Origin of the sequence: Streptomyces sp. Ag109_O5-10 (assembly GCF_900105755.1) — a bacterium.
Taxonomy (GTDB): Bacteria; Actinomycetota; Actinomycetes; order Streptomycetales; family Streptomycetaceae; genus Streptomyces.
In genome coordinates this window covers 5,900,095-5,914,596 of record NZ_FNTQ01000001.1, presented here as the reverse complement: position 1 = coordinate 5,914,596, position 14,502 = coordinate 5,900,095, and the positions used below count along the sequence as shown (strand labels likewise).

Here is a 14,502-nt window from a genome sequence, read left to right as displayed (position 1 = left end):
CCGCTGACATATGCCAGAGGGTCTTCTCCGCAGTTGAGAGGGCCGGAATCTCGCCAACACCCCCTCCGTTTCCCGTGCTTGCCCGTTATCGTGGAGAGGATCCGCTGTCCGGATCGCGGCCCAAGCAGTGCAGCCGAAGCAGTATCGCCAAGCGAGCGCAGGGGGACCACCGTGGCGCTGATGCACGAGCCGACCGCCCCGTACCACTCCGCCCAGGACGCCCTCCGGGTCCTGGAGACGGTGGCGGGGCACGCCACCGGCGTCACGGACCCCGAACTGGCCCGCCGGACCGCCCTGGACCCCGAGCGGCTGACCGCGCTGCTGCGCATGCTGCGCCGCGAGGGCTACGTCGAGCAGGTGGCCGACGGCGCGTACGTGACCGGCGAGACACTGCGCCGGCTCGGCTCCGCGCACGAGCGGGAGCAGGCTCTCGGCGAGCAGCTCCAGCAGACCCTCGACCGGCTGCGCGACTCGGTCGGCGCCGCCGTCTACCTCAGCCGGTACATCGACGGCGAGGTACGGATCGGACCGTACGCGGACGGCCCGACCACCCCCGCGGTCAACGAGTGGGTGGACTTCCGCTCCTCCGCGCACGCCACGGCGATCGGCAAGAGCCTGCTCACCCAGCTCGACCACAACGCCCGCCGCGACCACCTCTCCCGGCACAAGATGGCCCGCCTCACCTCGCGCACCATCACCAGCGACAAGCTGCTGCTCTCCCGCCTGGAGGCACAGCCGCCGACGGTCCCCGTCCTGGACCTCCAGGAGTACGCCATCGGCACGGTGTGCGCGGCCGTCCCGATCACCGCCGGCTCGGCCGTGGGCTGCCTGGCCCTCTCCCTGCCGGTCGAGCACGCCCACCGGCTCCGCCAGGCCGCCGACACCCTGAACCGCGGCGCCGCTCCGCTGCTGCTCTCGCTGGCGATCTAGGCCGGTCCGGCGGTGGTCGGAAGCACCCCGCCGGACCAGGTACTATTTTCTTCGTCGCCAGCCGCGAGAGGCCGTCGAAAGACGGTTCGCGCGGTCGGCGTGAGTCATGCGCCGCTAGCTCAGTTGGTTAGAGCAGCTGACTCTTAATCAGCGGGTCCGGGGTTCGAGTCCCTGGCGGCGCACAGATGAAGGGCCTCTCGTGGAGACGAGGGGCCCTTCGGCGTCCTCGGGGGTCAGCCTGCGGTACGTCCGCTCCCCCGGTGGCCGCCACCACACCGGGTCGGCACACCGCACGCCCTCCTTCCGCAGCGTCGCCCGCTGGATCTTGTTGGTCGCCGTCACCGGCATCCGCTCCGCCACCCGCACGAACCGGGGCGCCATCTTCGTCCCCAGGTCGGGCTGGGCCAGCAGGAACTCGGCGAAGTCCAGCGGCTCGAACCGCCCGGCGATCGTCGCCATCACCTGGTCCCCGGTCACCGGGTCCGGCACCCCGTACACGGCCACGGCCTCCGCGCCCTCGTACCGGGCCACGATGTTCTCGATCACCGCGGCGGCCAGGTTCTCCCCGTCGACCCGGATCCGGTCGTCGGTGCGCCCGGCGAAGTACAGGTATCCCGCCGCGTCCCGGTAGAATAGGTCCCCGGTCCAGTACCAGCCGCCCCGGCGCCGCTCCGCCTCCGCCTCGGGGTTGCGCCAGTACCCCTCGAACGGGTTCGGCGCCCGGTTCACCAGTTCCCCTATCGCCGCCTCCCCGTTCAGCAGCCTTCCCCCGGAGTCGAGGACGGCGGGCGGGCACTCCTCCCCCGACTCCTGATCGAGTACGACGAGCCCCGGCGCCGCCCGTCCCACCGCCCCGGCCGGCGTCCCCGGCGACCACTGGACCGCCGCCCCGCCCTCCGAGGACCCGTACCCCTCGACCAGCCGTACCCCGAACCGCTCCTCGAAGGCCGCCGCGTCCACGGCCCCGGCCTCCGTGCCGAACCCGAGCCGCAGCGGGTTGTCCCGGTCGTCGGAGCGCGGCTCGGTGGCGAGTACGTACTGCACTGCCCGGCCGACGTAGGTGAAGTAGGTGGCCCGGTACCGCCGTACGTCGCAGAGGAAGCCGGACGCCGAGAACCGCCGCCGCAACGCCACCCCGGCGCCCGCGACCAGCGCGGGCGCCCAGTCGGCGATCACGGCGTTGCCGTGGAACATCGGCATGCAGACGTAGTGCACGTCGTCGGGTCGGACCCCGAACTGCCCGGCCAGCGAGTGCCCGGCCGCCGCGAGCCGCCCCTGCGAGCAGAGCGCGGCCTTCGGAGCGCCGGTCGAACCGGACGTGAAGTAGAGCAGGATCCGGTCGGCGGGGGCGGCCCGCGAGGCGTCGGGAAGGGCGCCGAGGTAGGGGGCGAGAAGAGCGCCGTACTCCGGTCCGTCGGTGACGAGGAGGCGGACGCCGGGCAGTTCGAGCCCGGCGAGCAGCGGCAGGTGGGCCCGCTCGGTGACGAGCACCGGGCACTCGGTGTGCAGGATGTCCCGGCCGAGCTCGGCCCCCCGCCGCGTGGGATTCACCCCGGCGACAGCGGCCCCGGCGAGCGCGGCCGCCCCCAACCAGAGCGGGAACTCCGGGGTGTTGTCGAGGAGGACACCGACGTGGGGCACGGCGCCGGCGGGCAGCAGATCCTTGAGCAGCGCCGCCCGGGCAGCTGCCCCGGCGGCCACTTCGTGGTGCGTCAGCACCTGCTCCTCGAACCACAGCCCCGGCCGGTGGTCCCCCCACCGGGCGGCGACGGCTTCGGCAACGGTGTGCCCATCGACGGCCATGGAGAAGCAGATTAACTGACACTCCGTCAGATCAGTACCCCGGAAGCCGGAGAACCGCGCGACCATCCCCCACCGGCCCGCAGCGGCTCACGGCCTCACCGGCACTCACGGAGCAAACCCGTCCGCCGCCGAGAAGGCGACGTGCGCGCCGACCATGAAGGCCAGCGCGAACCCGATGACCACCAGGAGGAACGCCACCGAGCACCCGGTCCCCACCGCCAGCTTCCCCTGTGCGGGCGGCCGGGACGTCGCCCCCTCGGGGTGCTCCGGCAGGTAGTAGACCGTCACGAAGTCGCCCTCGACCACGGTCGACCGCCCGCTCGCCTCGTCGAAGCGGACGACCCGCCCGTCGGCCGTGGTGAACTCGTAGACGTGGTGCAGCGTGGTCGTCACGGACGTGTCCCCGCCACCGCCGCTGGTCCTCGTGTACGACCGCAGACAGCGCGCCTCGGCGGTACGCCCGTGACGCCACGTCCGGCTGACCTCGCTCGACCGCCGCAGCGTCTTGACCAACCCGACTACCCCGACGACGACGAAGATGCCGGGAATGATGTAGAAGAACGCTTCCAACAGGCCCATGAGAGTCCCCCCGCCTCCGAACACCGGTCCGATCGACCGGTGTGGCGGGAACGTACCCCCGCGGCCCGCGGCGGGTCCTCAAGCGAAGCTCAGATCAGCCGGGTGTTACCCGCTTGTCGAACTGCGCGGGTCAGAACGTGACGTCCGAGCAGGCGTAGAACGCGTTGCCCGTGTCGGCGATCGTCCAGACCGCCAGGATCACGTGGTGACCGCTCAGCCCCGACGGCAGGGTGCCGCTGTGGCTGAGGGTGGCCGGCGGGCGCTGGCCGTTGTAGGGGACGGTGAGGAACGGGGTGGTGTTGAGGTCCGAACGGGCGAGGGCGTGGTTCTGGTTCCAGCCCTGCTTGGTGACGTAGTACTTGAAGTCGGTCGTGGCGTGCATCGCCGTGAACTGCCAGCGGAACGTGTACGTCTGCCCGCCCGTCACCCTCGTCGTCGGCCAGGCGCCACCCGACGGCGCGGTCGGCGAGCTGAGCTGGGCGAACCTGCTCACCCCGCCGTTGCAGATCTGGCCGTCGGCGGGACCGGCCGCCGGGAAGCCCTTCGGGCCCTCGACGCTCTGCGGCTCGTACTGGATGTCGCCGCAGTTGGTCACGGTGCCGTTGGCACAGAGCTTCTGCCGGCTGATGGGGAGGTCGGTGTAGCCGTGCCCGCTGGCGCCGCCGGTGGAGAGTGCGAAGGCTCCGGCGGTCGCCACGCCGAGCACGACGGCCGAGATCTTGGTCCGTTTACGCATGCTTCCGCTCCTGGAGAACGTGGGGGAGGTTCGGTGAGCCGTGCAGGTCTAGACCAAGTCTCAGATTATTGCCGCTTGTTGAACATGTCCATACCAAAAGGGGTGCCTGTGCCGGCGCCCGTCCCCCTTACGGCACGGGCTCCGTGCGCCCCGAACAGAACGCCACCGTCAGGTCCCGCACCAGCACCTTGCGCTCGTAGTCGTCGAGTTCGACGAGACCGCGCATGGTCAGCCGGGTCACCGTGTCCTCGACCGAGTCCACGACCGAGGTGAGCATGGTGGCCCGCTGCCGGGCGTCGAGCGCGGCGATCCGGCGCCGCTGCATGGCCCCGGCGACCTCCGGGGCGTACTCCACCCGGACCGGCTGCACGGCGAACACCTCCAGGCCGATGCCCGCCGCGTCCGCCGAGACCAGCCGGGTCAGCGCGTCCGTGGCCATCTCCACCGAGCCCCTGGCGGCACCCGGCGGCTCCACCGGCACCCGGGCCAGCGCGGCCTCCACGCACTCGCGCAGATACGTCTCGTGGTCCTCGACGCCGAGCACGGCCCGCGCGGTGTCCCGCACCCGCCACACCACCAGGACGACGACCCTGAGCGCGACCCCGTTGCCGTCCGCCGCCGGCATCTCCTCGCTGCGCCAGTGCCGCAGCCGGACGTCCACCCGGCGGCGCAGCAGCAGCGGGTTGACCCAGAGCAGGCCGGTGCGCCGCACCGTCCCCCGGTAGCGGCCGAACAGGCCGAGCACCCAGGCCCGACCGGTCGTCCCGCGGGCGAGCCCGGCGAAGCCGGTCACGCCGAGCGCACCGGCCCCGGCGTACGCCGCCCACTGCGCCGGGCCGAGTCCCGCGCCCCCGTACGCCGGCAGGTGCAGCGCGTGCGCCGCGAGCGTCGGCAACGCCCCCGCCCACCAGGAGGTGGCGAGCCCCCCGGCCACTCCGGCGAGCCCGGCGCACACGCCGGCCGCGCCCGGCAGCACCCGGGCCGGACGCTCCACCAGGTCCGGGTCGACGGCGGCGACCGGCCGGGGCTTGGCCGGGAGCGGGCGGCGCAGCCGGGGCTGTTCGCCGGTGCCCTGCCGACGGGCGACCACGGCGGGCCGCAGCGGTACCGCGACCGGGTCGGGGTCGTCGCGGAACAGCAGGTGGACGGGGATCTCGGTGGTGATCTCGTTCTGGATGAGCCGGGGGGTCGGGCGGGTGGGCGGCCCCCCGTCCGGGGGCCCGTCCGAATCGGGAGTGTGTTCGGTGGTCGTACTCATGCCTGCCTCCAGCCTCCGCGCCAGATGCCTCAGGTGTTCCTGGGGTGGTCCTCAGGGGGTCGCAGTCGGGGTCGTCACAGGAACAGGCGGCGCCAGGTCTCCGGCCCCGGGTAGCCGTCGGCCGCGCCGCCGCGCCAGCCCTGGGCGCGCTGGAACGCCTCGACGGCCCTGCGGTCCGCCTCGCCCCAGGCGGCATGCGGGCCGTTCGGGTAGAACCGGCCGTACCCCTTCTCGACCAGCCGCCTGCCGAGTTGGGCGACATGGTCGTTGGCCGCACCCGGGCGGAAGAAGTTCTTGCCCGGGTAGCCCGGGACCCCGTGCGAGGCGGGGGCGGCCGGGGCCGCGGTGGCGGACTTGATGTCCTTCCCCCTGCCGGTGGCGAGGAGTTCCCAGGTGCGCGGTCCCGGCAGGCCGTCGGCGGCGGCGCCGGTCCAGCCCTGGGCCTGCTGGAACGCCCGGGTGGCCCGCTGGTCGGCCGGGCCCCAGTCCGGCCCCGGGCCCTTGGGGTAGTGGGCCCCCCGGGCGACCAGCAGCTGCCCGAGGAGGGTGACGTACTTGTTGTGGGCGCCGGGCCCGAAGTAGGCGGCGCCCGGGAACGCCACCGACGTCTTCGCGGCCTGGGCACCGGGGGTGGCCGGGTCCGCGATCAGGCCCTTGTAGCGGTAGGGGACGTACTTGGAGGAATTGCTCCAGTAGGCGTAGGGGGTGGGCTGGCTGCGGGCGTGCGGGGGCGTCTGCTCGTACACCGTGTAGGAGGTGTGCGTGTAGTCCGTCCAGCCCCCGAAGATCACGACGTGGGAGCCCTTCTCGGGGTCGTCCGGGTTGTGGAAGAGCAGGATGTCGCCGGGCTGGAGCTCCTCCTTGGTGGTCTTCGTGCCGAACTGGTCGAGGCTCCCGGTCCACTCGTTGCCGGTCAGCCCCCAGGCCATGGAGACGTAGCCGGAGCAGTCCTGCCGGTATCCGTCCGTCCAGTAGAGGGACATGCTGTACGGCACCTTGGCGGTGACCCAGGTCTTGGCCCGGTTGATGATCTGCGTGCGGGTGATGGGGGGCGTGGTGACGGGACCCTTGGCGGGCTTTCCGTGCGGCCCGTGCAGGGGGGATCTGGCGCCCTGCGGGGTCTGGGGCTCGGGGTCCGCGGGAGCGGCGGACCGGTGCGGGGCGGGCGGGGTGCCGTGGGCGGCGGCGGTGGGTGCGCCCGCGGCGAGGGCGGCGGACGCGGCGGCGGCCACGACCAGGACGCCGCGGGCCGCCGGGTGCCCGCCGAAGCGGCCGGGCAGCGGGGAGGGGCTCACCCGCCGCCAGTGGACGCAGCCGGGGCATTCGCAGGTGGTCGTGGGGTCGAATTCCTGGAAGACCGGGGCCGGCATGCGATTCCCCTCACACTTCATGTTGATATGTCCGGGACTGTACACGTTGATCAGTTTCCCAACTGAGCCCCCGGTGCGCATGCTGACGGTCCGAATGATGTACGGCAGAGGGCGGACGGGGGTCGCCCTGGTGGCCGATGGTCAGGAGCACGGTTTCCGGTCGGGTAGAGTTCTCGGTGTCAGCAGGCGCCGCTAGCTCAGTTGGTTAGAGCAGCTGACTCTTAATCAGCGGGTCCGGGGTTCGAGTCCCTGGCGGCGCACAGACACCGGGAAGGCCCTCCGCATCAGCGGGGGGCCTTTCGGCGTACACCCCGCCGGACACGCGAGGCCGCTTTCGACCTCTCTTGCCGCCTCTTGTCCCTTTATGTCAACAACCGACACACCCGGTCCACACAACCCCCACACGCTCCACAATGAACGCGTATGCCCGGTAAACACGGCGTTTCGCCCTTGCGATCATGCTGAGCGCCGTAGAACCCTGGTTGTCCAAAGTGCCGGTGTTTCGCGGCACTTGGGGGGTAGGTAGCCGGTTGCCAGATCTGCGGGGTTGAGGGGCCCCGGTCATGAATCGGTGCCGAGGGGGGCACCAGGCAACCGGACGGTCACGGTCCGTGTCCATCATCCGTGGGACGACTGTGCCCCGCCTTTGACGCGCCCGGCAGGGTCGAGGGGGATCCGAGCGGGCTCCAGCACCGATGAAACACGCGCTGACCTGCGTGTGGGGGGATGACTCATGACGTCGACGCCGATGGGCGCCCGGCAGGAACAGGACTACGACCCGTCACAGACCGCACAGCTCCGGGTGCCCGCGCACCGCACCGCCGCCGGCGCCCTGGGCCACATCAAGAAGACCCTGCCCAGATACGACTACGAGCACTACAGCCGGCTCGCGGGCCCCCTCACCCAGCCCGATCCGACCCGGCCGTACACCGTGCAGTACCGCTCACTGCTCTCCCAGGAGCCGCACCGCGTCCGCGCCGCGCTGATGCTGGGCGCCGCCCCGCTGCTCTCGCTGGTCCTGCTGGCCTGGCTGCTGCAGCCCCAGCACTGGACCCAGCGGGACTACCCGGCGTACGACTTCCTGCCGTCCCTCGACATCGTGATGCTGGTGTCGATCGGCCTGATCGAGTTCTTCCGCTGCATGAACGTGCTGTCCAACGCGCACGCCACCCTGGTCGCCCGCGACCCGGTCCCGGTGGTCCCGGAGACCGGCACCCGGGTCGCCTTCATCACCACGTTCGTGCCCGGCAAGGAACCCCTCGACATGGTCACCCGCACCCTTCAGGCGGCGGTCCGGCTGCGCCACCGGGGCCTGCTGCACGTGTGGCTGCTCGACGAGGGCGACGACCCGGAGGTGAAGGAGGTCTGCGCGCGCCTGGGCGTGCACCACTTCACCCGCAAGGGGGTCGCGAAGTGGAACCAGCCGGCCGGCCCGCACCGCGCGAAGACCAAGCACGGCAACTACAACGCCTGGCTGGAGGCGCACGGCGACGAGTACGACTTCTTCGCCTCCGTCGACACCGACCACGTCCCGCTCCCCAACTACCTGGAACGGATGCTGGGTTACTTCCGCGACCCGGACGTCGGCTTCGTCATCGGCCCGCAGGTCTACGGCAACTACGACACGTTCGTCACCAAGGCCGCCGAGTCCCAGCAGTTCCTCTTCCACGCCCTGATCCAGCGCGCCGGCAACCGCTACGGCGCCCCCATGTTCGTCGGCACCTCCAACGCCGTACGGATCAGGGCGCTCCGGCAGATCGGCGGGCTGTACGACTCGATCACCGAGGACATGGCCACCGGCTTCGAGATGCACCGCGCGAAGAACCCGGCGACCGGCCGCAAGTGGCGCTCGGTCTACACCCCGGACGTGCTCGCGGTCGGCGAGGGCCCGAACGCCTGGACCGACTTCTTCACCCAGCAGCTCCGCTGGTCCCGGGGCACGTACGAGACGATCCTCAAGCAGTACTGGAAGGGCCTGTTCAGCCTGGGTCCCGGCAAGCTCTTCAACTACACCATGATGATCATCTTCTACCCGATGTCGGCCCTCAACTGGATCCTGGCGGCGCTGAGCTGCGCGCTGTTCCTGGGCCTGGGCGCCTCGGGCGTGAACATCGACCCCGCCGTGTGGCTGATGCTCTACGGCAACGCCTCCGCGCTCCAGATCGGCCTGTACATCTGGAACCGACGGCACAACGTCTCCCCGCACGAGCCGGAGGGCTCCGGCGGGGTCGCCGGCATGGTGATGTCGGCGCTGTCCGCACCCGTCTACGCCCGGTCCCTCATGGACGCCGTGCTGCGCCGCAAGAGCAGGTTCGTGGTCACGCCGAAGGGCGAGTCGGCCAGTCCCGACACCCTCTTCGGGACCTTCCGCATCCACTGGTTCTTCATCCTGGTCTTCGGCGGCTCGCTCGCCGCCGGCTTCGTCGAGGGCCACTCGCAGCCCGCGATGATCACCTGGGCCACGCTGGCGCTGCTGATCACGGCCGCCCCGATCTTCGCCTGGCAGTACACGCTGCGGAAGGAACGCGGGGCGCCGGGGACGGTGCCCGAACCCGAGGACGCGGTACCGGCGGGATACCTGCCCGCGGGACACGCACCGCAGCAGCGGCCGACCTGGACGCCGCCCGCCGGCACCCCAGCGGAACAGACCCTGCGGATCGCGCTCGGCGGACTGGGAGGTCGTGAGGAATGAACGACAGCGCCGGCCGTCGCCGGGCCCGTCGGCTCGCGATCAGTACGGTGGTCGTCCTCGCCCTGGCCGGGATGAACGGGCCCTGGCTGTACCGCTTCGGGGCCGACCGGTACCACCAGTACAAGATCAACAGAGCGGAGTACAAGGCCGCGAACGGCCACTGGGACGTCATCGAGTTCCCGAAGGAGTACCGCCAGGACACCATCCACGCGGTGCTCCTGCACACCGGGAAGGTGCTGCTCGTCGCGGGCTCGGGCAACAACCAGGACAACTTCGACGCGAAGATCTACGACAGCCGGATCTGGGACCCGGTCAAGGGCACGATCAAGAAGGTGCCCACCCCGGCCGACCTGTTCTGCACCGGCCACACCCAGCTCGCCGACGGCAACATCCTGATCGCGGGCGGCACCAAGCAGTACGAGAAGCTCAAGGGCGACGTCAAGAAGGCCGGCGGCGTCATGATCCTCTACAACGAGAACCCGGACAAACCGATGACCCTGCCCAAGGGCACCCGGTTCACCGGCAAGCAGAACGGCAAGACGTTCGTCTCCGACGACTCGGCGCTGATCCCGCGCGCGACGAAGGTCTTCGACAAGAAGACCGGCAGGTTCCTGCGGAACAACCCCGGCTACGCCCGGGTCGTCGTGGAGGCGCCCAAGCAGGGCACCGGATACGAGACCGGCACCCAGGACAACTACCGCATCCAGGGACTGACCGGCGCCGACGCCCGCAACACCTACGGCATCGCCAACAAACTCGGCATGGACAAGCGGGACTTCGAGGGCATCAAGAACGCCTACGAGTTCGACCCGGTCGCCGAGAAGTACATCAAGGTCGACCCGATGAACGAGGCACGCTGGTACCCGACGCTCACGACCCTGTCCGACGGGAAGATCCTCAGCGTCTCCGGCCTCGACGACATCGGGCAGCTGGTGCCCGGCAAGAACGAGGTCTTCGACCCGAAGACGAAGACCTGGACGTACACGAAGTACAAGCGCCAGTTCCCCACCTATCCGGCACTGTTCCTGCTCCAGAACGGCAAGCTCTTCTACTCGGGCTCCAACGCCGGATACGGTCCGGACGACGTCGGCCGGGACCCGGGCATCTGGGACGTCGACACCAACGAGTTCACCAGGCTGTCCGGGCTCAGCGACCCGAACATGCTGGAGACGTCCGGGACGGTGCTGCTGCCCCCGGCGCAGGACGAGAAGTACATGGTGGTCGGGGGCGGCGGGGTCGGCGAGTCCAGCCTGTCGACGAACAGGACGCGGCTGATCGACCTCAAGGACCCCGACCCGAAGTTCGTGGACGGCCCCTCACTGGAGAAGGGGACGCGGTACCCGCAGATCTCCGTGCTGCCCGACGACTCCGTGCTGGTGTCGGGCGGCTCCGAGGACTACCGGGGCCGCGGCGCCTCCGACATCAGGCAGGCGCGGATCTACGACACCGCGACCAGCTCCTTCCGGAGGGTGGCCGACCCGCTCGTGGGCCGCGACTACCACTCCGGCTCGATCCTTCTTCCCGACGGCCGGGTCATGTTCTTCGGCTCCAACCCGCTCTTCGCGGACAGGGCGGACACCAAGCCGGGGGTGTTCGAGCAGCGGATCGAGATCTACACCCCGCCGTACCTGTACCGCGACTCCCGGCCGTCCCTGAGCGGCGGCCCGCAGACCATCGCGCGGGGCGGGACGGGCACGTTCACCTCGCGGCACGCGTCGACGATCAGGAAGGTGCGGTTGATCCGGCCGAGTGCGACCACCCATGTGACCGACGTGGATCAGCGCTCGGTGGCCCTCGGCTTCAAGACGTCGGGCGACCGGATCACGGTGACGGTGCCGGAGAACCGGAATCTGGTTCCTTCGGGGTGGTACATGATTTTCGTGGACGACGATCAGGGGACGCCGAGCGTGGCGCAGTGGGTGAAGGTGCCGTAGCGCTCCCGCGTGTGCGGTTCTCGGGTGCGGGAGCGCTGTGGCCGGTCGCGCGGTTTCCCGCACCCCTAGGTGTGTGAGGCTTGCGCCAGTTTCAAGGCGTAGGTGGGCCACCAGTCGCCTGCCTGGGGGCCGCCCTTGCAGGTGCCGTCGGACTCGCCGGGGCGCTTGACCCACAGGTAGGCGTCCACCAGGGGGTCCGCCGTCTTCGTGGTGGGCGTCTCCCCCAGCGCCCGCCCTGGCGGGTTGCACCAGCGCTCCTCCGGATCGCCGCCCGCGTACGGGCCGTTGCCGTTCCTGCTGGTGTCGATGACGAAGTGTTTGTCGCCGACCTTCGCGGAGAGTTGCTTGCCGTAGGTGACGGAGTCCTGGGTGGAGTAGAAGTTGGAGACGTTGACGGCGAAGCCGTCCGCCTGGGCGATGCCGGCCTGCTGGAGGGACTGGTAGATCTGGTCGGGGTGGCCCCAGCCGGCGTTGCCCGCGTCCAGGTAGACCTTGGTGTTCTTCAGGGACTTGAGTTTCGTGATCGCGCCGCGCAGGAGGTCGTAGCGCTCCTCGGCGAACCGGGCCGGGGTGCAGCCGTCGACGAGGTGCAGTACCGCGTCCGGTTCCAGGACGACGGTGGCCGGGCGGTCCTGGATGCCGTTCGCGACCCCGGCGATCCACGCCCGGTACGCGTCGCCGTCGGCCGCGCCGCCCTGGCTGTACTGGCCGCAGTCACGGTGCGGGATGTCGTAGAGGACCAGGAGGGCCGTGCGGTCGGACTTCTGGGCGGCCTCGGTGAAGCCGCGCGCCTCCTGCTCCGGGTTCTCCGGGCCGATCCACTCGCCGGTCGGCTGTGCCGCTATCTTGCGGATCTGCTCGGCGTCGCCGTCCTTGCCGGCCTGCGCGTAGGCCTTCACCTGGCGGGCCGCGTTGGAGTCCGGGTTCACCCAGAACGGGTCGGCCTCCTTGGGCTGTTGGGTGATCGCCGCCCGCGGGCTCGCGGCCGGCCCGTCCCCGCCCGAGCCGCCGCCCGAGGAGCAGCCGGCGAGCAGCAGCGCCGCCCCCAGAGCCCCGGCCCGGGCCGCCGAGCGGGCCCCCCTGCTGTCGTACATCCAATTCCCCCCCTGGGTGGGTGCACTTGACCAGGGTCTAATCGTGACATACCCGCCGCACTCGCCACGAGATCGTCCGGCCCTTGTCGGTGAGCTGTTACAGCCCCCGTTGACAGGCTCGGCGGGCGCGAACCTAGGCTCCGGTGCCGGTTGCCCTCTAGAGTCGCTTGCGGGCGGCCCGGACACCGGTTCGCCTTCCCAGCCTCCCGCGCCTGACGCCGGGTTACTCCCGCAACCCGAGCGCGCGCGGTCGAGGACCGGCCCGGTCGGCGGTCTCAGGGGAGCGGGCCGTCGACCGGGCGACAGGTGCGGACGAGCAGGCGGTCAGGCCTTCCGGCGCCTGACGACGAACACCAGACCGCCACCGAGCTGCAGCGCGCCCGCGGCCGTGTCGCCGCCCGCGGCCATGTCGGCGGTGTTGTCCTTCGCGGCGCCCGGCCCGTCGTTGTCCAGGCCCCAGCTGATCTGCGGCGGATCCTGGGTCGGCACCGGTACCCCGATGCTGTCGTTCACCACGAAGATGTGCACCACCGGCCCGTCCGCGGCCTGTGCGGACGTGGCGGGCAGCCATGCGGCCACGGCGGCCGCGAAGGCGGCCGGCACCGCCCCCGCCTTGCACTGACGGTTGGTCATTCCGCGCCCCTCCCCACGGGGCGCCTCTCGCCCCGCCACCCTTCAGACACCCCCGGGAGGCCAAGGTTTGTCAGGGAGTTCGGGGCACCGCCGCGCGTGCTACGGCCCGGTGCCCGTCAGGTACGCCGAGACGACCACGTTCGCCGTGTAGCTGTGCGTCGTCCGGTCGAAGGTGCCGCCGCAGGTGATCAGGCGGAGCTCGGCGCGGCCCGACTCGCGCGGGCCGTAGGCCTGCTGGGCGTCGAAGTGGTCGCGGGGCAGCACCCGGACGTCGTCGACGGTGAACTCGGCGACCGTGTTGTCGGCGCGGACCACGCGGATCGTCTCGCCGGGGCGCATCGCGCTGATCTTGTAGAAGACGGCGGGCCGGGTCTCGGTGTCGACGTGCCCGACCAGGACCGCGGTGCCGGCCGCGCCGGGGTCGGTCCCGGAGCCGTACCAGCCGACCACGCCGGGCTGGTCGAAGGGGGGCGGGTCGACCCCGCCGTCCCCGTCGAGGCCGCGGGCGACCACGGGGGCCTGCACGCCCAGGTCCGGTATGTCGACGCGCTGGGGCACGGACGGGGTCAACGGTTTGGCGGCGGGCGGGAGTTCGGGGTCCGAGGGAGGGCGGCCGACGGCGGCCACGTCACCCGTGGTGGGCCCCGTCATGCCGTCGGGTATCTCGGTCACACCCCGGCCCCACAGCCAGAGCCCGAGCAGCAGGACCGCCCAGGCCACCCCGGTCAGCAGCCGTCCGGTGCCGGGGGAACGTTCGGTGTCGTCGGACATCGCTCCCGTCCTCAGCGCGAGCCGTGCCGGCGACGGGCGCCCAGCAGTCCGACGGCGACCGCGGCGACCGCGGCCAGGAGCAGGCCGGTGACCGCCTGCGCGGTGTCCGGACCGGCCGAGCGGACATCCACCGAGGCGAGCGGAGCCGTGCCGCCGCCGCCCGCGTGCACGGGCGCGAACGGCGAGGCGGGCACCACGCCGGGCGTGTCCGGCTGGGACTGCCGTACGACGGTGACGCTGCCGGTGACGGCGGAGCCGCCGCAGGTGACCTGCACGGTGTAGTTGCCGGCGCCGGCCGTGGAGCGGACCTGGGCCTGGCCGGTCAGGTCACCGCCGGTACCGGCCAGGTGGACGTCCGTGACGAAGGCCGTCGAGGCGGCGGTGCCGGTCGTACCGGAGCAGCCGCTCGCCCGCAGCGCCACCACGGATCCGGCGGACGGGGAAGCAGGGGTCACGGTGACGCCCTGGCCGTCCGCCGCGAGGGCCGCCGCCGGGGCGAGACCGGCGGCGCAGACCAGGAGTCCGGTACAGAAAGTGAGGGGAATTGAGCCCATCGTGAACCTCCAGATATCTGGAGGCTCCCCCGCACGGGGCGCCCCCGCATCCTCTGGGGGCGCCTTGTTGCTCCGTACGGGTGGTCTCAGGTTTGGTGCCCGACGGTCGCAGCCGTGTTCGGAGTCGATCAGGAGCGATCCGGAGTGA

At 71.4% G+C, this 14,502-nt stretch carries 12 protein-coding genes and 2 tRNA genes; 5 read left to right on the top strand and 9 right to left on the bottom strand.

The window, feature by feature from the left end; all coding sequences use genetic code 11:
* Nucleotides 1–171 precede the first annotated feature (171 nt).
* Together BLW82_RS27080 and BLW82_RS27075 are read left to right on the top strand one after the other, a co-directional pair.
* Complete coding sequence (locus BLW82_RS27080) at nt 172–930, top strand: IclR family transcriptional regulator (RefSeq protein ID WP_177233080.1); 759 nt, start codon at nt 172–174, stop codon at nt 928–930.
* 108 nt (nt 931–1,038) lie between these two features.
* A tRNA-Lys gene (locus BLW82_RS27075) sits at nt 1,039–1,112 on the top strand.
* On the opposite strand, the gene BLW82_RS27070 is transcribed toward BLW82_RS27075, so the two are convergent.
* From BLW82_RS27070 to BLW82_RS27050, 5 genes are all read right to left on the bottom strand, one after another.
* The gene (locus BLW82_RS27070; RefSeq protein ID WP_256215968.1) at nt 1,078–2,733 is read right to left on the bottom strand and encodes a long-chain-fatty-acid--CoA ligase; all 1,656 of its coding nucleotides are present in this window, start codon (nt 2,731–2,733) and stop codon (nt 1,078–1,080) included. The two genes, BLW82_RS27075 and BLW82_RS27070, sit on opposite strands and share 35 nt — an antisense overlap.
* A 105-nt stretch (nt 2,734–2,838) precedes the next feature.
* On the bottom strand, nt 2,839–3,312 hold the full coding sequence (locus BLW82_RS27065) for a DUF3592 domain-containing protein (protein WP_371131415.1): 474 nt from the start codon (nt 3,310–3,312) through the stop codon (nt 2,839–2,841).
* A gap of 130 nt (nt 3,313–3,442) precedes the next feature.
* A complete protein-coding gene (locus tag BLW82_RS27060) occupies nt 3,443–4,048 on the bottom strand; it encodes a lytic polysaccharide monooxygenase auxiliary activity family 9 protein (RefSeq protein WP_093502580.1) in 606 nt (201 codons plus the stop codon).
* Between the two features lie 127 nt (nt 4,049–4,175).
* On the bottom strand, nt 4,176–5,306 hold the full coding sequence (locus BLW82_RS27055; RefSeq protein ID WP_093502578.1) for an SPFH domain-containing protein: 1,131 nt from the start codon (nt 5,304–5,306) through the stop codon (nt 4,176–4,178).
* 74 nt (nt 5,307–5,380) lie between these two features.
* Nucleotides 5,381–6,676 carry a peptidoglycan-binding protein gene (locus tag BLW82_RS27050; protein ID WP_093502576.1) on the bottom strand — a complete coding sequence of 432 codons (1,296 nt, stop codon included), beginning with the start codon at nt 6,674–6,676 and terminating at the stop codon, nt 5,381–5,383.
* Between the two features lie 186 nt (nt 6,677–6,862).
* Between BLW82_RS27050 and BLW82_RS27045 the strand changes: the two genes are divergently transcribed.
* The 3 genes from BLW82_RS27045 to BLW82_RS27035 all read left to right on the top strand — a co-directional run bounded on the left by BLW82_RS27045 (nt 6,863) and on the right by BLW82_RS27035 (nt 11,302).
* Nucleotides 6,863–6,936, top strand: a tRNA-Lys gene (locus BLW82_RS27045).
* A 473-nt stretch (nt 6,937–7,409) separates the two neighbouring features.
* Entirely contained in the window at nt 7,410–9,368 is a 1,959-nt protein-coding gene (locus BLW82_RS27040) for a glycosyltransferase family 2 protein (protein ID WP_093502574.1), read from the top strand.
* Entirely contained in the window at nt 9,365–11,302 is a 1,938-nt protein-coding gene (locus tag BLW82_RS27035) for a radical copper oxidase GlxA (protein WP_093502572.1), read from the top strand. Before BLW82_RS27040 ends, BLW82_RS27035 begins: the two co-directional genes overlap by 4 nt.
* A gap of 65 nt (nt 11,303–11,367) precedes the next feature.
* Here BLW82_RS27035 and BLW82_RS27030 read toward each other — a convergent pair whose 3' ends face one another.
* The 4 genes from BLW82_RS27030 to BLW82_RS27015 form a co-directional block, all read right to left on the bottom strand.
* On the bottom strand, nt 11,368–12,396 hold the full coding sequence (locus tag BLW82_RS27030) for a glycoside hydrolase family 6 protein (protein WP_093502570.1): 1,029 nt from the start codon (nt 12,394–12,396) through the stop codon (nt 11,368–11,370).
* Nucleotides 12,397–12,720: 324 nt separating this feature from the next.
* Nucleotides 12,721–13,029: a hypothetical protein gene (locus BLW82_RS27025; protein ID WP_093502568.1), complete on the bottom strand. Its 309-nt coding sequence runs from the start codon at nt 13,027–13,029 to the stop codon at nt 12,721–12,723.
* Nucleotides 13,030–13,128: 99 nt separating this feature from the next.
* Nucleotides 13,129–13,800 carry a class F sortase gene (locus tag BLW82_RS27020; RefSeq protein ID WP_093502566.1) on the bottom strand — a complete coding sequence of 224 codons (672 nt, stop codon included), beginning with the start codon at nt 13,798–13,800 and terminating at the stop codon, nt 13,129–13,131.
* Nucleotides 13,801–13,811: 11 nt separating this feature from the next.
* Entirely contained in the window at nt 13,812–14,354 is a 543-nt protein-coding gene (locus BLW82_RS27015) for a hypothetical protein (RefSeq protein WP_093502564.1), read from the bottom strand.
* Nucleotides 14,355–14,502 lie beyond the last annotated feature (148 nt).